Source organism: Enterobacter sp. Taxon_2 (assembly GCF_058355295.1).
In genome coordinates this window covers 3,415,711-3,439,856 of record NZ_CM178024.1, presented here as the reverse complement: position 1 = coordinate 3,439,856, position 24,146 = coordinate 3,415,711, and the positions used below count along the sequence as shown (strand labels likewise).

The 24,146-nt window shown below is 57.2% G+C and carries 25 protein-coding genes; 21 read left to right on the top strand and 4 right to left on the bottom strand.

The features are described from left to right. The 4 genes from mepA to AC4IC4_RS16295 are packed head-to-tail and all read left to right on the top strand — an operon-like array spanning position 1 to position 2,471. The gene (gene mepA, locus AC4IC4_RS16310; protein WP_024908935.1) at positions 1-825 is read left to right on the top strand and encodes a penicillin-insensitive murein endopeptidase; all 825 of its coding nucleotides are present in this window, start codon (positions 1-3) and stop codon (positions 823-825) included. Continuing rightward, positions 825-1,634 carry a sulfite exporter TauE/SafE family protein gene (locus tag AC4IC4_RS16305; RefSeq protein WP_024908936.1) on the top strand — a complete coding sequence of 270 codons (810 nt, stop codon included), beginning with the start codon at positions 825-827 and terminating at the stop codon, positions 1,632-1,634. Before mepA ends, AC4IC4_RS16305 begins: the two co-directional genes overlap by 1 nt. Next, positions 1,634-2,179 carry an elongation factor P hydroxylase gene (locus AC4IC4_RS16300; protein ID WP_024908937.1) on the top strand — a complete coding sequence of 182 codons (546 nt, stop codon included), beginning with the start codon at positions 1,634-1,636 and terminating at the stop codon, positions 2,177-2,179. Before AC4IC4_RS16305 ends, AC4IC4_RS16300 begins: the two co-directional genes overlap by 1 nt. Positions 2,180-2,192: 13 nt before the next feature. Next, positions 2,193-2,471: a YfcL family protein gene (locus AC4IC4_RS16295; protein WP_032646635.1), complete on the top strand. Its 279-nt coding sequence runs from the start codon at positions 2,193-2,195 to the stop codon at positions 2,469-2,471. Positions 2,472-2,528: 57 nt separating this feature from the next. Here the strand turns inward: AC4IC4_RS16295 and mnmC are convergent, their stop codons facing one another. Next, positions 2,529-4,526 (bottom strand): bifunctional tRNA (5-methylaminomethyl-2-thiouridine)(34)-methyltransferase MnmC2/FAD-dependent 5-carboxymethylaminomethyl-2-thiouridine(34) oxidoreductase MnmC1, encoded by a 1,998-nt coding sequence (mnmC, locus tag AC4IC4_RS16290; RefSeq protein ID WP_491471511.1) that lies wholly within the window; start codon positions 4,524-4,526, stop codon positions 2,529-2,531. 158 nt (positions 4,527-4,684) lie between these two features. On the opposite strand from mnmC, the gene fabB reads away from it, so the two are divergent. Both fabB and AC4IC4_RS16280 read left to right on the top strand, forming a co-directional pair. Further along, a complete protein-coding gene (gene fabB, locus AC4IC4_RS16285; protein WP_014832795.1) occupies positions 4,685-5,902 on the top strand; it encodes a beta-ketoacyl-ACP synthase I in 1,218 nt (405 codons plus the stop codon). 208 nt (positions 5,903-6,110) lie between these two features. Further along, positions 6,111-7,289, top strand: a complete 1,179-nt coding sequence (locus tag AC4IC4_RS16280; RefSeq protein ID WP_208763113.1) for an MFS transporter — start codon at positions 6,111-6,113, stop codon at positions 7,287-7,289. Between the two features lie 90 nt (positions 7,290-7,379). Here the strand turns inward: AC4IC4_RS16280 and flk are convergent, their stop codons facing one another. Then, positions 7,380-8,384, bottom strand: a complete 1,005-nt coding sequence (gene flk / locus AC4IC4_RS16275; RefSeq protein ID WP_491471510.1) for a flagella biosynthesis regulator Flk — start codon at positions 8,382-8,384, stop codon at positions 7,380-7,382. Between the two features lie 113 nt (positions 8,385-8,497). Here flk and pdxB point away from each other — a divergent pair, with 113 nt between their 5' ends. From pdxB to hisP, 15 genes are all read left to right on the top strand, one after another. Continuing rightward, on the top strand, positions 8,498-9,634 hold the full coding sequence (gene pdxB, locus AC4IC4_RS16270; protein ID WP_032646630.1) for a 4-phosphoerythronate dehydrogenase PdxB: 1,137 nt from the start codon (positions 8,498-8,500) through the stop codon (positions 9,632-9,634). A gap of 67 nt (positions 9,635-9,701) precedes the next feature. Next, positions 9,702-10,715, top strand: a complete 1,014-nt coding sequence (locus tag AC4IC4_RS16265; protein WP_024908943.1) for an aspartate-semialdehyde dehydrogenase — start codon at positions 9,702-9,704, stop codon at positions 10,713-10,715. Further along, positions 10,715-11,527, top strand: coding sequence for a tRNA pseudouridine(38-40) synthase TruA (truA, locus tag AC4IC4_RS16260; RefSeq protein ID WP_205915733.1), 813 nt, complete (start codon positions 10,715-10,717; stop codon positions 11,525-11,527). The genes AC4IC4_RS16265 and truA overlap by 1 nt, the downstream gene beginning before the upstream one ends. Positions 11,528-11,555: 28 nt before the next feature. Continuing rightward, positions 11,556-12,215 (top strand): DedA family protein, encoded by a 660-nt coding sequence (locus AC4IC4_RS16255; protein WP_008502599.1) that lies wholly within the window; start codon positions 11,556-11,558, stop codon positions 12,213-12,215. A 154-nt stretch (positions 12,216-12,369) separates the two neighbouring features. Next, a complete protein-coding gene (gene accD / locus AC4IC4_RS16250) occupies positions 12,370-13,275 on the top strand; it encodes an acetyl-CoA carboxylase, carboxyltransferase subunit beta (protein ID WP_003861408.1) in 906 nt (301 codons plus the stop codon). A 70-nt stretch (positions 13,276-13,345) separates the two neighbouring features. Beyond that, positions 13,346-14,614: a bifunctional tetrahydrofolate synthase/dihydrofolate synthase gene (folC, locus tag AC4IC4_RS16245; protein WP_032646627.1), complete on the top strand. Its 1,269-nt coding sequence runs from the start codon at positions 13,346-13,348 to the stop codon at positions 14,612-14,614. Next, entirely contained in the window at positions 14,604-15,302 is a 699-nt protein-coding gene (dedD, locus tag AC4IC4_RS16240) for a cell division protein DedD (protein ID WP_148770464.1), read from the top strand. Before folC ends, dedD begins: the two co-directional genes overlap by 11 nt. Before the next feature lie 229 nt (positions 15,303-15,531). After that, positions 15,532-16,020, top strand: coding sequence for a colicin V production protein (cvpA, locus tag AC4IC4_RS16235; RefSeq protein ID WP_000262116.1), 489 nt, complete (start codon positions 15,532-15,534; stop codon positions 16,018-16,020). 33 nt (positions 16,021-16,053) lie between these two features. Next, positions 16,054-17,571, top strand: a complete 1,518-nt coding sequence (purF, locus tag AC4IC4_RS16230) for an amidophosphoribosyltransferase (RefSeq protein ID WP_024908947.1) — start codon at positions 16,054-16,056, stop codon at positions 17,569-17,571. Between the two features lie 89 nt (positions 17,572-17,660). Continuing rightward, complete coding sequence (locus tag AC4IC4_RS16225; RefSeq protein WP_491471509.1) at positions 17,661-18,230, top strand: UbiX family flavin prenyltransferase; 570 nt, start codon at positions 17,661-17,663, stop codon at positions 18,228-18,230. A 291-nt stretch (positions 18,231-18,521) separates the two neighbouring features. Next, complete coding sequence (gene argT, locus AC4IC4_RS16220) at positions 18,522-19,304, top strand: lysine/arginine/ornithine ABC transporter substrate-binding protein ArgT (protein ID WP_023312560.1); 783 nt, start codon at positions 18,522-18,524, stop codon at positions 19,302-19,304. 226 nt (positions 19,305-19,530) lie between these two features. Continuing rightward, positions 19,531-20,313, top strand: a complete 783-nt coding sequence (hisJ, locus tag AC4IC4_RS16215) for a histidine ABC transporter substrate-binding protein HisJ (RefSeq protein WP_024908950.1) — start codon at positions 19,531-19,533, stop codon at positions 20,311-20,313. Positions 20,314-20,401: 88 nt separating this feature from the next. Beyond that, positions 20,402-21,088, top strand: a complete 687-nt coding sequence (locus tag AC4IC4_RS16210; RefSeq protein ID WP_024908951.1) for a histidine ABC transporter permease HisQ — start codon at positions 20,402-20,404, stop codon at positions 21,086-21,088. After that, positions 21,085-21,801 (top strand): ABC transporter permease, encoded by a 717-nt coding sequence (locus AC4IC4_RS16205; RefSeq protein WP_008502590.1) that lies wholly within the window; start codon positions 21,085-21,087, stop codon positions 21,799-21,801. The genes AC4IC4_RS16210 and AC4IC4_RS16205 overlap by 4 nt, the downstream gene beginning before the upstream one ends. A gap of 8 nt (positions 21,802-21,809) precedes the next feature. Continuing rightward, entirely contained in the window at positions 21,810-22,583 is a 774-nt protein-coding gene (gene hisP, locus AC4IC4_RS16200; protein WP_010433274.1) for a histidine ABC transporter ATP-binding protein HisP, read from the top strand. A gap of 99 nt (positions 22,584-22,682) precedes the next feature. Here hisP and AC4IC4_RS16195 read toward each other — a convergent pair whose 3' ends face one another. Further along, positions 22,683-23,201, bottom strand: coding sequence for a GNAT family N-acetyltransferase (locus AC4IC4_RS16195; protein WP_267215119.1), 519 nt, complete (start codon positions 23,199-23,201; stop codon positions 22,683-22,685). Positions 23,202-23,245: 44 nt separating this feature from the next. Beyond that, entirely contained in the window at positions 23,246-24,139 is an 894-nt protein-coding gene (locus AC4IC4_RS16190; protein WP_032646624.1) for a TIGR01777 family oxidoreductase, read from the bottom strand. Positions 24,140-24,146: the final 7 nt, after the last annotated feature.

The window sequence follows — 24,146 nt, the reverse complement described above, 5'->3', positions numbered from 1 at the left end:
ATGAAAAAAACCGCAATTGCTCTGCTAGCGCTGCTGGCCAGTGGAGCCAGTCTGGCCGCAACGCCATGGCAAAAAATCACCCATCCGGTGGCGGGGAGCGCGCAGTCCATTGGCGCCTTTTCCAACGGCTGTATCGTGGGCGCGCAGGAACTTCCGCTGCAATCGGATACCTATCAGGTGATGCGCACCGATCAGCGGCGTTATTTCGGCCACCCGGATCTGGTGCTGTTCATCCAGCGTCTGGGAAATCAGGTGCATAACCTGGGGCTGGGCACGATGCTGATTGGCGATATGGGGATGCCTGCCGGGGGTCGCTTTAACGGTGGACACGCCAGTCACCAGACCGGACTGGATGTCGATATCTTCCTGCAGCTGCCGAAAACCCGCTGGACCTCCGCCCAACTGCTGAAGCCGCAGGCGCTGGATCTGGTGGCGAGCGACGGCAAGCGCGTTGTGCCGTCCCTGTGGACGCGGGACGTATCCAGCATGATCAAGCTGGCCGCGGAAGATAACGACGTCACGCGGATTTTCGTCAACCCGGCCATCAAGCAGCAGCTCTGCCTGGATGCCGGAACCGATCGCGACTGGCTGCGCAAAGTGCGCCCGTGGTTCCAGCATCGTGCGCACATGCACGTACGTCTGCGCTGCCCGGCGAATAGCCTGGAATGTGAAGATCAGCCGCTACCGCCGCCAGGCGATGGCTGCGGTGCGGAACTGCAAAGCTGGTTTGAACCGGCAAAACCTGGAACCTCTAAGCCTGAGAAGAAGACACCGCCTCCGTTGCCGCCTTCCTGCCAGGCGCTACTGGATGAGCATGTACTTTAATGGATAATTTCGTCGATCTGTTTATGGTGTCACCGCTGCTGCTGGTGGTGCTGTTCTTCGTGGCCATGCTGGCCGGTTTTATTGATGCCCTTGCGGGCGGTGGCGGGTTATTAACCGTACCCGCGCTGCTGGCGGCGGGCATGAGCCCGGCGCAGGCGCTTGCCACGAACAAGCTGCAGGCCTGCGGCGGCTCGCTCTCGGCGTCTCTCTATTTTATCCGCCGCAAGGTGGTGAGCCTGGCCGACCAGAAGCTCAATATCCTGATGACCTTTATCGGTTCCACGTCGGGCGCGCTGCTGGTTCAGCACGTGCAGTCGGATATTTTGCGCCAGATCCTGCCGGTTCTGGTCATCTGCATCGGTCTCTACTTCCTGCTGATGCCAAAGCTCGGCGAGGAAGACCGCCAGCGTCGTCTGCACGGCCTGCCGTTTGCCCTGATTGCCGGGGGCTGCGTCGGCTTTTACGACGGATTCTTCGGCCCGGGGGCAGGCTCGTTTTATGCGCTGGCGTTCGTGACGCTGGCCGGGTTTAACCTCGCCAAATCGACCGCTCATGCCAAAGTGCTCAACGCGACCTCGAACCTCGGCGGTCTGCTGCTGTTTATCATTGGCGGCAAGGTCATCTGGGCAACCGGATTCGTCATGATGGCAGGGCAGTTCCTGGGCGCACGCGCGGGTTCGCGTCTGGTCTTAAGCAAAGGACAAAAACTGATTCGCCCGATGATTGTCATCGTCTCGGCCGTAATGAGCGCCAAACTTCTTTATGACAGCCATGGACAGGAGATCCTCACCTGGTTGGGGATGAATTAATGAACAGTACGCATCACTACGAACAGCTGATTGAGATTTTCGACGGCTGTTTTGCTGACGATTTTAATACCCGTCTGATTAAAGGCGACGACGAACCGATCTATCTTCCTGCTGATGCAGAGGTTCCGTATAACCGAATCGTCTTTGCCCACGGCTTTTACGCCAGCGGCTTGCACGAGATTTCACACTGGTGCATTGCGGGGAAAGCGCGGCGCGAGCTGGTGGACTTTGGTTACTGGTACTGCCCGGACGGACGTGATGCCGCCACCCAGGGGCAGTTTGAGGATGTGGAAGTGAAGCCGCAGGCGCTGGAATGGCTATTCTGCGTCGCGGCGGGTTTCCCGTTCAACGTGAGCTGTGACAACCTTGAAGGCGACTTCGAGCCAGACCGTATCGTCTTCCAGCGCCGCGTTCATGCGCAGGTGATGGAATATCTTGAGAAAGGCATCCCGGAACGTCCGGCGCGCCTGATCGAGGCCTTACAGAATTATTACCACACGCCGGCGATCGCGGCGGAATGCTTCCCTTGGCCGGAAGATCTTTAACAGAGGAAAGAAGATGATCGCAGAATTTGAATCACGCATTCTGGCGTTAATTGATGACATGGTGGAACACGCCAGTGATGATGAGCTGTTCGCCAGCGGTTATCTGCGTGGTCACCTGACGCTCGCGGTAGCCGAGCTGGAAGCGGGTGACGATCACTCTGCCGACGCCGTTCACGCTGAAGTCACCCGCAGCCTGGAAAAAGCCATTCTGGCCGGGGAGCTCTCTCCGCGCGACCAGTCACTGGTGCTGGGCATGTGGGACAATTTGTTCCGGCAGGCGAAAGCGAAGTAAATGTTTCACCACCCTCTCCCAGTGGGAGAGGGACGGGTGAGGGCACCTGACCGCACCCTATTTAACCTTTTTCCCCTTCAGCAGTTTCCGTACCCACAAGCGATTCGGATTCAGCCCCGCAAGCGTAACTCTGTCCAGCGGAATCGGCTCGTCGCTCATTTGCGCGGCTAACACTTCAGCCAGCAACGGGGCAGAGCACAACCCGCGAGATCCTAATCCACCCAGCATATACAGCTCCGGATAAACCGGCGCGCTTACCGCTTTATCCCGGTTATCTGCAAGATCCTGATAGGCCTCAAGCGTCGCGTCGTAGTCCGGCACATTTCCCGCCATCGGCAGATGATCGCGGGTGGCACAGCGAACGCCGCAGCGCGCTTCTCCCTCGCTGACGTCAACCTCTTGCGCCCATGCCGCATCCGGGAAACAGTCAATCAGGCGCTGGCGGTTTTGCGCCTGATCCGCATCGCTGTAGCGCATATCCGTTTCGCCACGATGATAGCTGGCCCCGATGCAGTGATGGCCATTAGACGGATTTTGTGGCGTCAGGTAGCCGTCATAGCACAGCACCTGACGCAGTTTGCTCAGTTCAGGTGCGGAAGGAATATGGCTCACCTGGCCGCCGACCGGATAAACCGGCAACGTTTCTGTCTGGATAAACTGATTGATGTTATGCCCGTTTGCCAGCACAACGCTGGCATGGCTTACCGCTTTGCCATCCGCAAAACGCAGATTCCAGCGCTCGCTTCGGCTCAGCGATTCAACGGTGTGAGCATAATGCGCCGTCAGCCCGCGCGACTGCGCCAGGGAAATGACCGCCGCGGTCAGTTCAGCCGGGCACAGCCAGCCGCCGAGCGGATACTGAATGCCCCCACAGCCGGTTTCCACGCCAGCGGTGGCTGCCACCTCCTGCGCGCTTACCGCGCGAGCAATCTCGTCAGGCAGGCCCAGCGACAGCATCTGCGTGATTTTTTGCTGGCTCTTTTCATCCCAGCCGAGCTGCGTCACGCCGCACCAGTCATGATCGAACGCCACCGGCAGGGCGTCGTAGAGGCGACGAGCAAAGGTAAACGCCGCCGGGAAAAACCGGAACAGGGCCGGGTCGTGCGCGCTTAAAAGCGGATAGAGCGCCCCCTGGCGGTTGCCGGACGCGCCGCTGGCGGGCGCGTCGTCAGCACAGTAGAGCGTGACCTGCCAGCCACGGTGGAGAAGCGCGAGAGACAGCAGGGCGCTGGCGATCCCCCCGCCGACTATCGCCACCTCACGTGATGTACTGGCGCGGCGTGCAAACCAGGGCGCCTGCGCGGGAACGTCCAGCGTCTGCTCCATCCTTCCGACCAGCATGTCGCGCTTGCGGCCAAAGCCTTTGGTCTTCTGCATGGTAAAGCCCGCCTCCTGCAGCCCGCGGCGGACAAAGCCTGCCGAGGTGAAGGTGGCAAGCGTTGCGCCAGGGCGCGCCAGCCGCGCCATCGCGCTAAACAGGTGCTGGCTCCACATGTCCGGGTTTTTGGCGGGGGCAAAGCCGTCCAGGAACCACGCGTCCACCGTCTGATTCATCGAATCATCGAGCGTATCGGTCAGGTCATTGATGTCGCCAAGCCATAAATCCAGCGTCACGCGTCCGCCGTCCAGAATCAGACGGTGACAGCCGCCGATGTGAGGCGGCCACTGTGCCTGAAGCTGTTCCGCCCAGGTGGCAAGCTCTGGCCAGCGCTGATGAGCGAGCCGCAGATCGTGCGCGGTGAGCGGGAATTTTTCGAAACTGATGAAATGTAATCTTTGTAGCGTAGCCTCAGGGTGTGCAGCGTGAAACTGGTTAAACGCCTGCCAGAGGGTTAAAAAATTCAGCCCGGTGCCGAACCCACTTTCCGCGACCACAAACAGGCTCCGCGGATGCTCCTGGAAGCGGGTGCTGAGCTGGTTTCCATCGAGGAAAACATAGCGAGTTTCTTCGAGCCCGTTATCATTAGAAAAATAGACGTCATCAAAATCTCGGGAAACAGGTGTACCCTCAGCGTTGAATTCGAGGTTGGCGGGTTGTATAGCGTTTTGTTTCACGTAAGTTACTCGTCTGACAGGCAGTGGCACGATCTTAACGATGTGAGTCCATCGGTGCAAATTTCCGCAGAAAATGTCTGATCGGACTTGTTCGGCGTACAAGTGTACGCTATTGTGCGACTCGAAACTTACTATAGTGCGACTTACAGAGGTATTGAATGAAACGTGCAGTGATTACTGGCCTGGGCATTGTTTCCAGCATCGGTAATAACCAGCAGGAAGTCCTGGCATCTCTGCGTGAAGGACGCTCCGGGATCACTTTCTCTGAAGAGTTTAAAGATTCAGGTATGCGTAGCCACGTATGGGGTAACGTCAAACTGGACACCACCGGTTTGATTGACCGCAAAGTGGTTCGTTTCATGAACGATGCCTCTATTTATGCTTATCTCTCCATGCAGGAAGCGATCAAAGATTCTGGCCTGAGCGAAGAGGTTTATCAGAACAACCCGCGCGTGGGTCTGATCGCCGGTTCCGGCGGTTCATCTAAAGCGCAGGTATTCGGTGCTGACGCAATGCGTAGCCCGCGTGGTCTGAAAGCGGTAGGTCCGTACGTGGTCACCAAAGCCATGGGTTCTGCGGTTTCCGCGTGCCTGGCGACCCCATTCAAAATCCACGGTGTGAACTACTCCATCAGCTCCGCGTGTGCGACTTCCGCGCACTGCATCGGTAACGCTGTTGAGCAGATCCAGCTGGGTAAACAGGACATCGTATTTGCTGGCGGCGGCGAAGAGCTGGGCTGGGAAATGGCCTGTGAATTCGACGCGATGGGCGCACTGTCCACCAAGTACAATGAGACCCCGGACAAAGCCTCCCGTACCTATGATGCGCACCGTGACGGTTTCGTTATCGCGGGCGGCGGCGGTATGGTTGTGGTTGAAGAGCTGGAGCACGCACTGGCGCGTGGCGCGCACATCTACGCTGAAATCGTGGGCTACGGTGCAACGTCTGACGGCGCCGACATGGTTGCGCCATCCGGCGAAGGCGCGGTGCGCTGCATGAAGATGGCGATGCACGGCGTTGACACCCCAATCGACTACCTGAACTCCCACGGTACTTCTACTCCGGTAGGCGACGTAAAAGAGCTGGGTGCGATCCGTGAAGTCTTCGGCGATAACAGCCCGGCGATCTCCGCGACTAAAGCCATGACCGGTCACTCTCTGGGTGCGGCTGGCGTTCAGGAAGCGATCTACTCGCTGCTGATGCTGGAAAACGGCTTTATCGCCCCAAGCATCAATATCGAAGAGATGGACGAGCAGGCTGCTGGCCTGAACATCGTGACTAAACCAACGGAAGCGACGCTGACTACCGTCATGTCCAACAGCTTCGGTTTCGGCGGCACCAACGCCACGCTGGTCATGCGTAAGCTGAAAGCATAAGTTTTATGTTTGATTCAGAAGGGGAGCCATAAGGCTCCCTTTTTTTATGCATTGACAAGCAGCTGATCTCACAGGCAAACTTCACCCCTCAACATTATCCTCACGATAATGCGTAAGCGTTTAACGTCAACCAACGCACCTTAATCCTGATTATCAGGTAGAGGGGGCGTGGCATTTCCCCGCCTTACTCTTCATTTCGGAGTAAAGCATGACTGCAGTAACTCAAACAGAAACAACCCCTTCAGCGAACGTCTCGCTGTTCCGTATCGCCTTTGCGGTATTCCTGACCTATATGACCGTTGGCCTGCCGCTGCCGGTGATCCCGCTGTTCGTTCATCAGGAGCTGGGCTATGGCAACACCATGGTCGGCATTGCCGTGGGCATTCAGTTTTTAGCCACGGTATTAACCCGCGGTTACGCCGGACGGCTGGCGGATCAGCACGGTGCTAAACGCTCGGCGCTGCAGGGGATGTTTGCCTGCGGGCTGGCTGGCGGCGCCTGGCTGCTGGCGGCTCTCCTGCCGGTAGACGCCGCGTATAAATTTGCGCTGCTGGTGCTAGGCCGTTTAATTCTTGGCTTCGGTGAAAGCCAGCTGCTGACCGGCACCCTGACCTGGGGAATGGGGCTGGTGGGGCCAGCACGTTCCGGCAAGGTGATGTCCTGGAACGGCATGGCCATCTACGGCGCGCTGGCCGCCGGTGCACCGCTTGGCCTGCTGATCAATAGCCAGTTTGGATTTGCGGCGCTGGCTGCAACAACCATGGCGCTGCCGCTGGTGGCATGGGCGTTTAACGGCTCGGTGCGTAAGGTACCTGCGCACAAAGGCGAGCGTCCTTCCCTGTGGAGCGTGGTCGGCCAAATCTGGCAGCCGGGCCTGGGCCTGGCGCTGCAGGGCGTGGGGTTTGCGGTGATTGGCACCTTCGTCTCGCTCTATTTTATGAGCCGTGGCTGGGCGATGGCCGGTTTTACGCTTACTGCCTTTGGCGGCGCGTTTGTGCTGATGCGCGTGCTTTTTGGCTGGATGCCGGATCGCTTTGGCGGCGTGAAGGTGGCGGTGGCATCGCTGGTCATTGAAGCTATCGGTCTTCTGCTGTTGTGGAATGCTCCCGTGGCATCCGTGGCCCTGCTGGGCGCTGCGCTGACCGGCTGCGGCTGTTCTCTGATCTTCCCGGCGCTGGGCGTTGAAGTGGTGAAGCGCGTGGCCCCGCAGGTGCGCGGGACGGCGCTCGGCGGCTATGCGGCGTTTCAGGATATCTCATACGGGGTAACCGGGCCGTTGGCCGGGCTGTTAGCGACCTCGTTTGGCTATCCGTCCGTCTTCCTGGCCGGTGCGGTTTCTGCGGTGGTGGGGATCGTGGTGACGCTGGTGGCGTTTCGCAGGCGTTAAGCCGTTGTTGCCGGGTGACGGCTGTGCCTTACCCGGCCTACGATTCGAGCCGTTGTAGGCCCGGTAAGCGCAGCGCCACCGGGCAAAACCTCAGGCAACCAGCCAGAAAATCGCCAGGGCAATCAGCAGTGCAATAAACATCAACCCCGGACGCGCAGAGAGCGTTCTGAATGTCTCGACGACCGGCGCAAACAGCGGGCTGTAGATCGGCTGAATGTTTCTCACCTCCGATACGCCGCCTTCACGTTCGGCGCGACGAACGAAGATTTGATTGAGCAGATCCTGCACCTGCGCGGTGGTCAGCACCGTCTGCGGCGTGGCCTGCCAGTTTTGCTGGGCGTAATCCCGAATCACGTCGAACTCGTGCGGCTCAAGCGGCTGCTTCAGTGCCGCCTGGACGGTATGCAGGGTAGGAGCATTCTGGGTGCTGAGCGTCTGGCGCGCCTGGAGCCAGGTCACCAGATGAGTAAACTGTTTGGCCGGGATCAGTTCACCCGCCTTCACGCCGGACAGCTCCAGCATGGATTGCCAGATAAGCTTTGTCGGTTCCCCGGTGGCCGCGGCCAGCTTGGTCACCATCTGCTTGAGCGTGTTGTGCTCGGCGGGCAGCAGCGGACGCTCGGTCGACGGGCGCACCTGAGGCTGCGGAATTGACAGCTCGTTGTTCTGCAGCAGCGTCAGCACGGTTTTAAGCTGGTCGGGCGTCAGCTGCCCCAGCGCGGTCTGACCATACTGCTGGCGAATAAAATCACTCACCGCCTGGCGGTTATTACCCTGGCCCAGCAGCTCCGTCAGCTGAGCAACAATCTGGCGCGTGGTGTGGTTCTGCTGCGCGGTAGTAATACGCTGGTTCAGATTTTGCTCGGCAGCAGGGAAATGGCGCGACTGCAGCGGTGCGTCGTTCCTCACGCCTAAATCATGCTTTACCCCGGCCCAGACTTCCGCATTTTGCTGAGAAGTCAGCGCAATCAGGCGCGTGATCAGTCGCTCCAGCACGGTGCGCTGTTGCGTGGATAGCGGTTGTTCACCGGCAACGTTTGGCGTGACGGGGCCTTCACCCGGAGGGCGTGGCGGCGTACCTGAAATGGGCTGCATCGTCAAAAATCCTTAAAGTCAAAACTCAGCGTAAACCAGGTATACGTATATGCCTGGCGGCCAGATTATGGCACACTTGGCAGGTTTTCTTCCTCTCAAACAGGTACTCAGACGTGAAAATCCTCGTTGATGAAAATATGCCTTATGCCCGTGAGCTGTTTAGCCGCCTGGGTAACGTTAAGGCTGTCCCTGGTCGCCCGATCCCGGTCAACGAACTGGATGACGCAGACGCGCTGATGGTGCGCTCGGTGACCAAAGTAAATGAGGCGTTGCTCGCCGGTAAAGCGATTAAGTTTGTCGGAACCGCAACGGCAGGGACCGATCATGTGGATGATAAGTGGCTGAAGCAGGCTGGAATCGGTTTTTCCGCCGCGCCGGGCTGTAACGCCATTGCCGTTGTGGAATACGTTTTCTCCTCGCTGCTGATGCTGGCCGAGCGCGACGGATTTGCGCTGAAGGACCGCACCGTGGGGATTGTTGGCGTGGGTAACGTCGGCGGACGCCTGCAAAAGCGTCTTGAAGCGTTAGGGATCCGCACGCTGCTGTGCGATCCGCCGCGCAAAGACAACGGTGATGACGGGGATTTCCGCTCGCTGGACGAGCTGGTCGAACAGTGCGATGTGCTGACTTTCCACACGCCGTTGTTTAAAGAGGGGCCATATAAGTCGCTGCATCTTGCTGACGAGGCGCTGATCCGTCGGCTGAAGGCTGGCACTATTCTGATAAATGCCTGCCGTGGCCCTGTGGTCGATAACGCTGCGCTGCTGACATGTCTGAATGAAGGACAAGACCTCAGCGTGGTGCTGGACGTCTGGGAGCCGGAGCCGGATCTCAACGTTGAGTTGCTTAACAAGGTGGACGTGGGCACAGCGCATATCGCCGGTTATACCCTTGAGGGGAAAGCGCGCGGCACGACGCAGGTCTTCGAGGCCTACAGCGCTTTTATCGGCCATCCGCAGCAGGTGGCGCTGGATACCTTACTCCCCGCGCCTGAATTTGGCCGCATTACCCTGCACGGTCCGCTCGATCAGGCAACGCTGAAAAGGCTGGTGCATTTGGTGTATGATGTGCGCCGCGATGATGCGCTGCTGCGTAAAGTGGCGGGGATCCCGGGTGAGTTTGATAAGCTGCGCAAGAACTATGTTGAGCGCCGCGAGTGGTCTTCCCTGTATGTGATGTGCGACGACGCGTCGGCGGCGACGCTTCTGCATAAGCTGGGGTTTAACGCCGTTCATCATCCGGCACGTTAATGTCTTCTTAATGCTCCCTGTCGGATACTCCGACAGGGACGCTTTTTTATTTCTGGAGTAAACCACCATGTCTGAAGGCTGGAACATTGCCATTTTAGGTGCCACGGGTGCCGTGGGCGAAGCCCTGCTCGAAACCCTTGCTGAGCGTCAGTTCCCGGTGGGCGATATCTATGCGCTGGCGCGTACCGACAGTGCAGGTGAGCATCTGCGTTTTAACAGTAAATCCGTGATGGTCCAGGACGCGGCAGCATTCGACTGGACCCAGGCGCAGCTGGCGTTTTTCGCTGCGGGCGCTGAAGCCACTGCTGCGTACGTTGAAGAGGCGACCAATGCAGGCTGCCTGGTGATCGACCTGAGCGGCCTGTTCTCGATGGAGCCGGATGTGCCGCTGGTGGTGCCGGACGTGAACCCGTTTGTGCTGGCTGACTACCGCAACCGTAACGTCATTGCGGTGCCGAACAGCCTGACCAGCCAGCTGCTGACTGCCCTGAAACCGCTGATCGACGACGGCGGCCTGTCGCGCATTACCGTCACCAGCCTGCTGTCCGCGTCCGCGAACGGTAAAAAGGCCGTTGACGCGCTGGCCGGGCAGAGCGCGAAGCTGCTGAACGGTATCCCGATTGATGAAGATGATTTCTTTGGCCGCCAGCTGGCGTTCAACATGCTGCCGCTGCTGCCGGACCGCGAGGGTTCCGTGCGCGAAGAGCGTCGTATCGTCGATGAGGTGCGTAAGATTTTGCAGGACGATGGCCTGATGATCTCTGCGAACGTTGTGCAGTCCCCGGTCTTTTACGGCCACGCGCAGATGGTCGGCTTTGAAGCGCTGCGTCCGCTGGCAGCAGAAGAGGCGCGCGATGCGTTTGGCCGCGGTGAAGACATCGTGCTCTCTGAAGAGAGCGAGTTCCCGACCCAGGTGGGCGATGCCACCGGCAGCGCGCATCTTTCCGTTGGCTGCGTGCGTAACGATTACGGCATGCCGGAACAGGTTCAGTTCTGGTCCGTTGCCGACAACGTTCGCTTTGGCGGCGCGCTGATGGCGGTCAAAATTGCTGAAAAACTGGTGCAGGAGTACCTGTACTGATGTCAGAAGTGGAACAAAAGCCGGTCCATAGAATTGCCCTCGGCATTGAGTACGACGGCAGTAAGTATTATGGCTGGCAGCGTCAGAACGAGGTGCGCAGCGTCCAGGAGAAGCTGGAAAAAGCGCTCTCTCAGGTGGCAAACGAGCCGATTAACGTCCTGTGCGCAGGACGTACGGACGCGGGTGTTCACGGTACGGGGCAGGTCGTGCACTTTGAAACCACCGCCGTGCGTAAGGATGCCGCCTGGACCCTGGGTGTAAATGCGAATTTGCCTGGTGACATTGCGGTGCGTTGGGTAAAAGCTGTGCCGGATGATTTTCACGCGCGTTTCAGCGCCACGGCGCGTCGCTACCGTTATGTCATCTACAACCAGCGCCTGCGTCCGGCGGTGTTAAGCCAGGGCGTGACGCATTTTTATGAACCGCTTGATGCTGAACGTATGCATCGCGCGGCGCAGTGTCTGATTGGTGAAAATGACTTTACGTCGTTTCGTGCGGTGCAGTGTCAGTCCCGCACGCCGTGGCGAAACGTCATGCACATAAACGTCAGCCGTTTTGGCGCGTATGTGGTGGTGGATATCAAAGCCAATGCCTTTGTACATCATATGGTTCGGAATATTGTGGGCAGCCTGATGGAAGTGGGCGCCGGACACCAGCCGGAGAGCTGGATTGCAGACCTGCTGGCAGCGAAGGACAGAACGCTTGCGGCAGCTACGGCGAAAGCGGAAGGGTTGTATCTGGTCTCGGTAGACTATCCGGATCGGTTTGACCTGCCGAAACCGCCAATGGGCCCGCTTTTTTTAGCGGACTAAACAAAGGTGCAATTAGGGCTTAGACAATATGGACGTAATTCGTTTTTTGATTGATTTCATCCTGCATATTGATGTTCACCTGGCGGAGCTGGTCGCGCAGTATGGCGTCTGGGTTTACGCTATTCTGTTCCTCATTCTGTTTTGTGAAACCGGTCTGGTCGTTACCCCATTCCTGCCAGGGGATTCCCTGCTGTTCGTTGCCGGCGCGCTATCGGCGTTACCCACTAACGATCTGAACGTGCATCTTATGGTGGTGCTGATGGTGATTGCCGCTATTGTCGGTGATGCGGTCAACTACACGATTGGACGCGTATTCGGTGAGCGGCTGTTCAGCAATCCGGATTCAAAAATTTTCCGCCGCAGCTATTTAGACAAAACCCATGCGTTTTATGAACGCCATGGCGGAAAAACCATTATCCTTGCGCGCTTTGTGCCTATTGTGCGCACATTTGCACCGTTTGTGGCGGGAATGGGACATATGTCCTATCGTCATTTTGCCATGTATAACGTCGTGGGGGCGCTGCTGTGGGTACTGCTGTTTACCTATGCAGGCTACCTGTTTGGCGATCTCCCGGTGGTTCAGGAAAATCTTAAGTTACTGATTGTAGCGATTATTGTGCTTTCCGTACTGCCGGGCGTTATCGAAATTATTCGTCATAAACGTGCGGCGGCAAAACAAGCGAAGTAAATGCACGCTGGCGGTTCGACCACTTTTTTATCCAAAGTTTCGGGCTGTTATGTTTTAATGTGCAACATTCATGGTCTGTTGGAGGCAAAAATGGCATTATTCGCCTCTTATAGCAAAACTGGCAAACGACCAGGTTCAGGCAGAAAGGTTATCAATGAGCTGGATTGAACGAATTAAAAGTAACATTACCCCAACGCGTAAAGCGAGCATTCCTGAAGGGGTATGGACGAAGTGTGATAGCTGCGGTCAGGTTCTGTATCGCGCAGAGCTGGAGCGCAACCTTGAGGTGTGTCCGAAGTGTGACCACCATATGCGTATGTCGGCGCGCAACCGCCTGCATAGCCTGCTGGACGAAGGCTCTCTGGTAGAGCTGGGTAGCGAACTCGAGCCAAAAGACGTGCTGAAGTTCCGCGATTCCAAAAAATACAAAGATCGTCTGGCCTCTGCACAGAAAGAGACTGGCGAGAAAGACGCGCTGATCGTCATGAAAGGCACCCTGCATGAGATGCCGGTTGTTGCCGCTGCGTTTGAGTTCTCCTTTATGGGCGGCTCAATGGGCTCTGTGGTCGGTGCGCGCTTCGTGCGTGCCGTTGAGCAGGCGCTGGAAGACAACTGTCCGCTGATCTGCTTCTCTGCCTCCGGCGGTGCGCGTATGCAGGAAGCGTTGATGTCACTGATGCAGATGGCGAAAACCTCTGCTGCGCTGGCGAAGATGCAGGAGCGCGGTCTGCCGTATATCTCCGTGCTGACCGACCCAACCATGGGCGGCGTCTCCGCGAGCTTCGCAATGCTGGGCGATCTGAACATCGCTGAGCCAAAAGCGCTGATCGGCTTTGCGGGTCCTCGCGTTATTGAGCAGACCGTTCGTGAAAAACTGCCGCCGGGCTTCCAGCGCAGTGAGTTCCTCATCGAGAAAGGCGCCATCGACATGATCGTCCGCCGTCCGGAAATGCGCCTGAAGCTGGCGAGCATCCTGGCGAAGCTGATGAATCTGCCAGCGCCGAACCCGGATGAGCCGCGCGAAGGCGTGGTGGTACCGGATCAGGAACCCGAGGCCTGATAACTGAAAAGGGCAGGGCCGGTTGGCGCTGCCCTTTTGCTTTCTAATCTGTTAATGACAACCGGGCATTATGGAAAATAAAAGCATTCCCCAAGCCACGTCGCCCCTGGCCGCGTGGCTTTCTTATCTGGAAAACCTGCACAGTAAAACCATCGATATGGGGCTTGAGCGCGTAAGCCAGGTCGCCGCGCGTCTTGATGTGCTCAAACCGGCACCTTTCGTGTTCACCGTCGCGGGGACCAACGGTAAAGGCACGACCTGCCGCACGTTGGAATCTGTCCTGATGGCCGCAGGTTACAAAGTTGGCGTGTACAGCTCGCCACACCTGGTCCGCTACACCGAGCGCGTTCGTGTGCAGAACCGCGAACTGCCGGAATCGGCGCATACGGCGTCGTTCGCGGAAATTGAAGCCGCACGCGGTGAGATCTCATTAACCTATTTTGAATACGGCACCCTGTCGGCGCTGTGGCTGTTCAAACAGGCGCAGCTGGATGTGGTGATTCTTGAGGTTGGCCTCGGCGGACGTCTTGATGCGACCAATATGGTGGATGCGGACGTGGCGGTGGTCACCAGCATCGCGCTGGACCATATCGACTGGCTGGGACCGGATCGTGAAAGTATTGGCCGCGAGAAGGCCGGTATTTTCCGCGCAAATAAGCCCGCGGTGGTTGGCGAGCCGGATATGCCGCATACCATTGCTGACGTGGCGAACGAGAAGGGCGCGCGTCTGCTGCGCCGCGACGTTGACTGGCAGTACGAGGTCCAGGATAACGGCTGGCGCTTTAGCGACGCGCAGGGCGCGCTCGACAACCTGCCGTTGCCGCAGGTACCGCAGCCGAACGCAGCAACCGCGCTGGCGGCACTGCGCGCCAGTGGCCTCACGGTCAGCGAGCAGGCGATCCGCGACGGCATTAAGAATGCGCTGTTGCCCGGGCGTTTCCAGATCGTCAGCGAGTCACCGCGCCTGATTCTGGACGTGGCGCATAACCCCCATGCGGCGGCGTATCTCGCGGGACGTCTCAATTCGTTACCAAAAACCGGGCGCGTGCTGGCGGTTATCGGTATGCTTCATGATAAAGATATCGGCGGGACGCTGGCCTGCATGGAGAGTGTGGTCGATAGCTGGTATTGTGCTCCTCTGGAGGGGCCGCGCGGCGCGACGGCTGAGCAACTGATGGAACATCTCGGCAAAGGCGCAATCTACAGTAGCGTGGCTCAGGCCTGGCATGCCGCGATGGCGGATGCTAAACCAGAAGATACCGTGCTGGTGTGTGGGTCATTCCACACTGTGGCACATGTCATGGAAGTGATGGACGCGGGGAGAACCGGTGGCGAGTAAGTTTCAGAACCGTTTAACAGGAACCATTGTGCTGGTCGCGCTCGGGGTGATTATTCTCCCGGGTCTGCTCGACGGGCAGAAAAAGCATTATCAGGATGAGTTTGCCGCTATTCCGCTGGTGCCGAAACCGGGTGACCGCGATGAGCCGGATATGCTGCCCGCGGCGACGCAGGCGCTGCCTGCTCAGCCGCCGGAAGGGGCGGCGGAAGAGGTGCGTGCAGGCGATGCCGCCGCACCATCGCTCGATCCGTCTCGCCTGGCGGCAGCGAGCAACAGCGATATCGATCCGGTGCCGGTCGAGCAGCCTAAACCGGTTGAAAAACCGAAACCGGTTGAGAAGCCGCAGCCGAAACCGCAGCGGGATAAAGCCGCAGAACAGCTAGCCGCGGCGTCAGAGACACCTCCGCCAGCAAAACCGGCGCAGCAGGATGCCGCCGCCCCAACGGGTAAGGCCTACGTGGTGCAGCTTGGTGCGCTGAAAAACGCCGATAAGGTCAACGAGGTCGTGAGCAAACTGCGCAGTGCGGGATATCGTGTTTACACTTCACCTTCCACGCCGGTGCAGGGTAAAATTACCCGTATCCTCGTGGGGCCAGAAGCGTCTAAAGATAAGCTTAAAGGTTCGCTCGGTGAGCTGAAGCAGATCTCCGGCCTGAGCGGTGTGGTGATGGGCTACAGCGCGAACTGATAAGATCTTACCCATCCCCGGAATGGTTTGCTCCCTCTCCCTTGAGGGAGAGGGTTGGGGTGAGGGGGGAGCAGACGTCCACAGAGACGTCAAATGGACCGTGGCGTTGAACATTTTTTCAGCGCCTTTTTTATTTACGCGCGGGAAGGAAATCCCTACGCAAACGTTTTCTTTTTCTGTTAGAATTCGCCCCGAACTGGATGACAGGGCGTTAAATCGTGGGACACATATGGTCTGGATTGATTACGCCATCATTGCGGTGATTGGTTTTTCCTGTCTGGTTAGCCTGATCCGTGGCTTTGTTCGTGAAGCGTTATCGCTGGTGACATGGGGTTGTGCTTTCTTTGTTGCCAGTCATTACTACACTTACCTGTCTGTCTGGTTCACGGGCTTTGAAGATGAACTGGTCCGAAATGGAATCGCTATCGCGGTGCTGTTTATCGCAACGCTGATTGTCGGCGCTATCGTGAATTACGTGATAGGTCAGCTGGTCGAGAAAACCGGTCTGTCAGGAACGGACAGGGTGCTCGGGATCTGTTTCGGGGCATTACGAGGCGTGCTGATTGTGGCCGCGATCCTGTTCTTCCTGGATACCTTCACCGGGTTCTCCAAAAGCGAAGACTGGCAAAAATCGCAGCTCATTCCAGAGTTCAGCTTCATCATCAGATGGTTCTTTGACTATCTGCAAAGCTCGTCAAGTTTTTTGCCCAGGGCATAAACCCTGAGATGTGGCTTAACGAGGAAAAGACGAATGTGCGGTATTGTCGGTATCGCCGGTTTCATGCCGGTAAACCAGTCGATTTATGACGCGTTAACGGTGCTTCAGCACCGTGGGCAGGATGCTGCGGGTATCATTACCATTGATGCAAACAACTGCTTCCGTTTACGCAAGGCGAATGGCCTGGTAAACGATGTGTTTGAAGCCCGCCATATGCAGCGTCTGCAAGGTAATATGGGGATCGGTCACGTTCGTTATCCTACTGCTGGCAGTTCCAGCGCCTCTGAGGCACAGCCTTTCTACGTCAACTCACCGTATGGCATTACCCTTGCTCATAACGGCAACCTGACCAACGCGCATGAGCTGCGTAAAAAGCTGTTCGAAGAGAAACGTCGCCACATTAACACCACCTCTGATTCTGAAATCCTGCTCAATGTGTTCGCCAGCGAGCTGGATAACTTCCGTCACTATCCGCTGGAAGCAGACAACATTTTTGCCGCGATTGCCGCGACAAACCGTCAGATCCGCGGCGCGTACGCCTGCGTTGCGATGATCATCGGTCACGGTATGGTCGCCTTCCGCGATCCTAACGGCATTCGTCCGCTGGTGCTCGGCAAGCGCGACCTCGGCGATGGCCGTACCGAATATATGGTTGCCTCTGAGAGCGTGGCGCTGGATACCCTGGGCTTCGAATTCCTGCGTGACGTTGCGCCGGGCGAAGCGGTCTACATCACCGAGAAGGGCCAGCTGTTTACCCGCCAGTGTGCCGACAACCCGGTCAGCAACCCGTGCCTGTTTGAATACGTTTACTTTGCCCGTCCGGATTCCTTCATCGACAAGATTTCCGTCTACAGCGCGCGCGTCAACATGGGCACCAAGCTGGGCGAGAAGATTGCCCGCGAGTGGGACGATCTCGACATCGACGTGGTGATTCCTATCCCGGAGACCTCCTGCGATATCGCGCTGGAGATCGCCCGCATTCTGGACAAGCCATACCGTCAGGGCTTCGTGAAGAACCGCTACGTTGGCCGCACCTTTATCATGCCGGGGCAGCACCTGCGTCGTAAGTCCGTGCGCCGCAAGCTGAACGCCAACCGCGCGGAATTCCGCGACAAGAACGTTCTGCTGGTGGATGACTCCATCGTTCGCGGCACCACCTCTGAACAGATTATCGAGATGGCGCGCGAAGCGGGTGCGAAGAAAGTCTATCTGGCCTCTGCTGCGCCGGAGATTCGCTTCCCGAACGTGTACGGCATCGATATGCCAACCGCCAACGAGCTGATCGCTCACGGGCGTGAAGTGGATGAAATTCGCCAAATCATCGGCGCTGACGGCCTGATTTTCCAGGATCTGAACGATCTCATCGACGCGGTGCGTGCCGAGAACCCGGAAATTCAGCAGTTTGAATGCTCCGTGTTCAACGGTATTTATGTGACCAAAGACGTTGACCAGCAGTACCTCGACTATCTTGATTCGCTGCGCAACGACGATGCGAAAGCCGTCCAGATGCAGAACGATCTCGAAAGTTTAGAGATGCACAACGAAGGTTGATGCTCCGGCAGGTGAGGGCGAATGCCCTCACTTGCAACTCCCCGCAAAATCCTGCACAGTCTGCCCTGAAATCAGTAAGGGCGAAAATCATGAAACGACTCATTGTTGGGCTCAGCGGTGCCAGCGGCGCGATTTACGGCGTACGTCTGTTACAGGTTCTGCGTAACGTGGCGGAAGTCGAGACCCATCTGGTGATGAGCCAGGCGGCGCGTCAGACCCTCTCTCTGGAAACCGATCTCTCCCTGCGCGATGTTCAGGCACTGGCGGACGTGGTTCACGATGCCCGTGATATCGCCGCCAGCATCTCCTCAGGCTCGTTTAAAACGGCCGGCATGGTTATCCTGCCCTGTTCCATTAAAACGCTCTCCGGCATTGTGAACAGCTATACCGATACCCTGGTAACGCGCGCGGCGGATGTGGTGCTGAAGGAGCGTCGTCCTCTGGTGCTCTGCGTGCGGGAAACGCCGCTGCACCTTGGCCACCTGCGTTTGATGACCCAGGCCGCGGAGCTGGGAGCCATCATCATGCCGCCGGTACCGGCGTTCTACCATCGCCCGCAAACGCTGGATGACGTGATTAATCAGACCGTTAACCGCGTGCTGGATCAGTTTGACATCGACCTGCCTGACGATCTCTTCACCCGCTGGCAGGGGGCCTGAATCTGTGCACAAACCAGGTGCATGAAAAGACAAGTTGCCCTGTTTCAGGGCAATTATGCAACGGCGATCATATCCTCGACATTTAATTCGTTTTTTCCCTTTTTCTCACTCCGGTTCGTTCGGCAGACCTGCTATCTTTCACCATTAAGGCAGTATCGCAACGTTTTATTAACATATTTAACGTCGAAGTTTTGACCAGACGGCAATGTGGCATAAGACCTGCAAGATGAAGCCTGCAACACAACACACAACACAATACATAATAAAATCACGGTACTTGAGGGTAAATGTATGAAGAAGACGGTTCTGGCTCTGTCTTTGCTCGTGGGGTTAAGTGCGGCAGCAGGTAGCTACGCAGCGCTTCCACAGACGGTTCGTATCGGTACTGACGCAACCTACGCGCCATTCTCTTCCAAGGATGCGAAAGGTGATTTCGTGGGGTTTGATATCGATCTGGGAAATGAAATGTGCAAACGCATTGCGGTGAAATGCACATGGGTGGGCAGCGACTTTGACGCGTTAATCCCGTCGCTGAAAGCCAAGAAAATCGACGCCATTATCTCTTCTCTCTCCATCACCGAAAAACGCCAGCAGGAGATTGCCTTCTCTGACAAGCTCTACGCCGCGGATTCTCGCCTGATTGCGCCAAAAGGCTCCCCGATTAAGCCAACCATCGACTCGCTGAAAGGCAAGCATGTTGGCGTGCTTCAGGGATCGACCCAGGAAGGTTATGCCAATGCCACCTGGCGTGAGAAGGGTGTAGACGTGGTGGCTTACCAGAACCAGGATCTGATCTACTCTGACCTGGCGGCAGGCCGTCTGGATGCGGCATTCCAGGATGAAGTCGCCGCGAGCGAAGGCTTCCTGAAACAGCCTGCGGGGAAAGACTACGCGTTTGCGGGCCCGTCGGTGAAAGACAAAAAATACTTTGGTGACGGCACCGGTATTGGCCTGCGTAAGGATGATACCGAGCTGAAAGCCGCCTTCGACAAAGCCTTTGCAGAGCTGCGTAAAGACGGTACTTACGACAAACTGGCGAAGAAATACTTCGACTTCAACGTATACGGTGAATAATACCTGGCGCTAACGCACCGGAAAGGTGCATTACGGGAACGGTTGACCCAATGCGGTGCGCGCGTTGCACCGTATTGGATCGCTTTGTGCATACTTACGCATTTATAATGCAAAAATTCCCGCCTGAAGGGCATTAGTCTTTGCCTGTCAGAGGGAATTAATGGCACATTAGCACCACCCCGTCGTCGTAAAAATCCCGTATGAAGACAGTTTGTTGAGGACAAATATGAAAAAACTCGTGTTGTCACTATCTCTGGTGCTGGCCTTTTCCAGCGCCACCGCGGCATTCGCAGCCATTCCGCAGAAAATTCGGATCGGTACCGATCCCACCTATGCGCCGTTCGAATCGAAGAATTCAAAGGGTGAACTGGTTGGTTTTGACATCGATCTGGCCAATGAGTTGTGCAAACGCATCAAAGCACAGTGTACCTACGTTGAGAACCCGCTGGATGCGCTGATCCCGTCCCTGAAAGCGAAAAAAATCGACGTGATCATGTCCTCGCTCTCCATCACTGAAAAACGCCAGCAGGAGATTGCCTTCACAGACAAACTTTACGCGGCCGATTCTCGTCTGGTGGTGGCTAAATCGTCTGACGTTCAGCCAACGCTGGAGTCCCTGAAAGGTAAACGTGTCGGCGTGCTGCAGGGCACTACCCAGGAAACCTACGGTAACGAACACTGGGCGCCGAAGGGGATTGAAATCGTCTCCTATCAGGGCCAGGAAAATATCTACGCTGACCTGACGGCAGGCCGAATTGATGCGGCATTCCAGGATGAAGTCGCGGCAAGCGAAGGTTTCCTGAAAACGCCGGTCGGTAAAGATTACAAGTTTGGCGGCCCGTCCATTAAGGACGTGAAGCTGTTTGGTGTGGGCACCGGTATGGGCCTGCGCAAAGAAGACAATGAGCTGCGTGAGGCGCTGAACAAAGCGTTTGCTGAAATGCGCGCTGACGGCACCTACGACAAGCTGGCGAAAAAGTACTTTGATTTTAATGTTTACGGCGGCTAATCGCCCCGTCAAATAACGTGCGGCCCCTCCCTCCGTGGGAGGGGGAAAGACACGGTTCCACCACTCACGATACGACAGGGCTCGCGGTATGCTGTACGGATTTTCTGGCGTTATTTTACATGGCGCGCTTGTCACCCTTGAGCTGGCTATCAGCTCCGTGGTGCTGGCGGTGCTGATAGGTCTGGCAGGCGCAGGGGCGAAGCTTTCGGCTAACAAACCGCTGGCGCTAATTTTTGAAGGCTACACCACGCTTATTCGCGGCGTTCCCGATCTGGTGCTGATGCTGCTTATCTTTTACGGTCTGCAGATTGCGCTGAACAGCGTGACGGACGCGATGGGCATGGGACAAATTGATATCGACCCGATGGTGGCCGGTATTATTACCCTCGGTTTTATCTACGGTGCCTACTTCACCGAAACCTTCCGCGGTGCTTACATGGCCGTGCCGAAGGGGCACATTGAAGCGGCAACCGCATTTGGTTTTACCTCTTCACAAACGTTTCGTCGGATTATGTTCCCGGCCATGATGCGTTACGCGCTGCCGGGCATCGGCAACAACTGGCAGGTTATCCTCAAAGCGACAGCGCTGGTCTCGCTGCTCGGTCTGGAAGACGTCGTGAAGGCGACTCAGCTGGCGGGCAAGAGCACCTGGGAGCCGTTTTACTTTGCGGTGGTCTGCGGCGTGATTTATCTGGTCTTTACGACCGTCTCCAATGGTGTGCTGCTTCTGCTCGAGCGTCGCTACTCCGTGGGTGTGAAGAGGGCTGACCTGTGATTGAGATTATTCAGGAATACTGGAAATCGCTGCTGTGGACAGATGGCTACCGCTTTACCGGCGTGGCGATTACGCTCTGGCTGCTGATCTCCTCCGTGGTGATGGGCGGCATTCTGGCGGTGTTTCTTGCCATTGGCCGCGTGTCGAACAATAAATTTATCCAGTTCCCGATCTGGCTGTTTACCTACGTGTTTCGCGGTACGCCGCTGTACGTGCAGCTGCTGGTGTTCTATTCGGGGATGTATACGCTTGAGATCGTAAAAGGCACTGAGATGCTGAATGCGTTCTTCCGCAGCGGTCTGAACTGTACGGTGCTGGCGTTGACGCTCAACACCTGCGCCTATACCACCGAGATTTTCGCGGGAGCCATTCGTTCGGTTCCGTACGGTGAAATTGAGGCGGCACGCGCGTACGGCTTTTCCTCAGTGAAACTTTATCGCTGCATTATTCTGCCGTCGGCACTGCGTATCGCGTTACCGGCGTACAGTAACGAAGTGATTTTGATGCTGCACTCCACCGCGCTTGCCTTTACCGCGACGGTGCCGGATCTGCTCAAAATCGCGCGCGATATTAACTCCGCGACCTATCAGCCGTTTACCGCGTTTGGCATTGCGGCGGTGCTCTATTTAATTATCTCTTATGTTTTGATTAGCCTGTTCCGTAAGGCTGAAAAACGCTGGTTGCAGCATATAAAACCTTCTTCGACGCACTGAGAAAGATGATGGCTGAGAACAAATTAAACGTTATTGATTTGCACAAACGCTACGGCGAACATGAAGTGCTGAAAGGGGTGTCGCTGCAGGCTAACGCAGGCGATGTAATCAGTATCATCGGTTCATCCGGCTCGGGTAAAAGTACTTTCCTGCGCTGCATTAACTTCCTCGAAAAGCCGAGCGAAGGCTCGATCGTGGTGAGCGGGCAGAACATCAACCTGGTGCGTGACAAAGACGGCCAGCTGAAGGTGGCGGATAAACACCAGCTGCGCCTGCTGCGTACGCGCCTGACGATGGTGTTCCAGCACTTCAACCTCTGGAGCCACATGACGGTGCTGGAGAACGTGATGGAAGCGCCGGTTCAGGTACTGGGGCTGAGCAAGCAGGAAGCCCGCGAGCGTGCGGTGAAATATCTGGCGAAAGTGGGCATCGACGAGCGCCAGCAGATGAAATACCCGGTGCATCTCTCCGGCGGTCAGCAGCAGCGTGTCTCCATCGCGCGCGCGCTGGCGATGGAACCCGAGGTGCTGCTGTTCGACGAACCGACCTCCGCGCTCGACCCGGAACTCGTTGGCGAAGTGCTGCGCATCATGCAGAAGCTGGCTGAAGAGGGCAAAACGATGGTGGTGGTGACGCACGAGATGGGCTTCGCCCGTAACGTCTCGAACCACGTGATTTTTCTGCACCAGGGGAAAATTGAAGAGCAGGGGCATCCGGACGAGGTGCTGGCGAACCCGCAAAGCCCGCGTTTGCAGCAGTTCCTGAAGGGGTCGTTGAAGTAGGTTTGCCTTTCTCCCTCTCCCTGTGGGAGAGGGGCGGGGTGAGGGCATCAGGCCGCAGTACAGCCCAATCGCCCGGTGGCGCTTCGCTTACCGGGCCTACTAATTCTGTTGCTGACCGGCATACTCCAGCCGATACACCCAATCGTCATAGCGCACGCCGTCAATTTCATACGCCTTTTCCAGCACCTGCGTACGCACAAACCCGGCTTTCTCCAGCACGCGCACCGATCCGCCATTGTCCGCCAGCACGTACGCGTTAATCGCCTTCACGCTGGTCTGGTTGAACGCATAATCACACACCGCGCGCAGCGCCTCGCTGGCGATACCTTTCCCTTGCGCGGCAGGTACAACCGTATAGCCGATATCGGCCTCCTCACGATTCTCAGGGCTGATTTGCAGGCCAATATCGCCAAGCGGCGTATCATCATCCCGGGCGCGAATGACAAACACATGAGCAGCAGCGAGTCGCGCGGCAAACACGCGTCGGGTCTCTTTTTCTGGCGCGATGGCGGCCATGTAGCGCATGATACGGCGATCTTCACGCAGCGAGCGGAAGAAGGCCCAGTCAGTGGGTTCGAAAGGGGTGAGGTAAAGCCGGGGAGTGGTGATCGTTGCCATTGTGACGCCATATTTTCGGAACATGGCCTGTCACTGTAACATATTCACCGCACTACATCCCCCAGCGCCTCTTCTAATTCATACCAGCGGAACGCAAACCCGGCGGCTTCCAGCCGTTTTGGCAGCGCCCGCTGCCCGCCTAATACCAGTACAGACGCTTCTCCCATCAGCAGACGAATGACCGTAGCAGGCACGCGCAGTATCGCCGGACGGTGCAGGGCATGCCCCAGCGCGTGGGCAAACTGTTCATTACGCACCGGATACGGCGCGACCATGTTAAACGGCCCGCGCAGATCGTTATCCAGCAGCCAGAGAATACCGTTGACCATATCGTCGATATGGATCCACGCCATATATTGACGGCCATTACCGATGGGACCGCCGAGTCCGAGCCTGAAAGGAGGAAGCATCTTCGCCAGGATGCCGCCTTTCGGCGCGAGGACGACCCCGGTCCGCAGCAGGCAGACGCGGGTACGATCGCTTTGCGCCGCACAGGCGATACGCTCCCACTGGGCGCAAAGTTTATGGGTAAACTCGTTATGGGGCGGCTCTTCCTCGGTCACCACCACCTCGCCGAGATCGCCGTAATAGCCTACCGCTGAACCCGAAATCAGCACTGAAGGTGGGGTGTGGCTATTACGGATCAGCTCGACGAGCTTTTCGGTAATGTTCCACCGGCTGCTGCATAACAGCTGTTTTTGCTCTTCCGTCCAGCGCTTATCGGCGATGGGTTCACCCGCGAGGTTAATGACGGCGTCGAAACCGTCCAGATTTTGCTGCTCGGCCAGATTTTTCCAGATATCGACACCCGCCCCCAGCACCTGACGCGCTTTCTCCGGGCTGCGCGTGACCACGGTGATGTCGTGATGCAAGGCCTGCAGACGCGCAATGAGGTGACGACCAATCAGGCCTGTCCCGCCGGTCAGCAAAATCTTCATACAACCT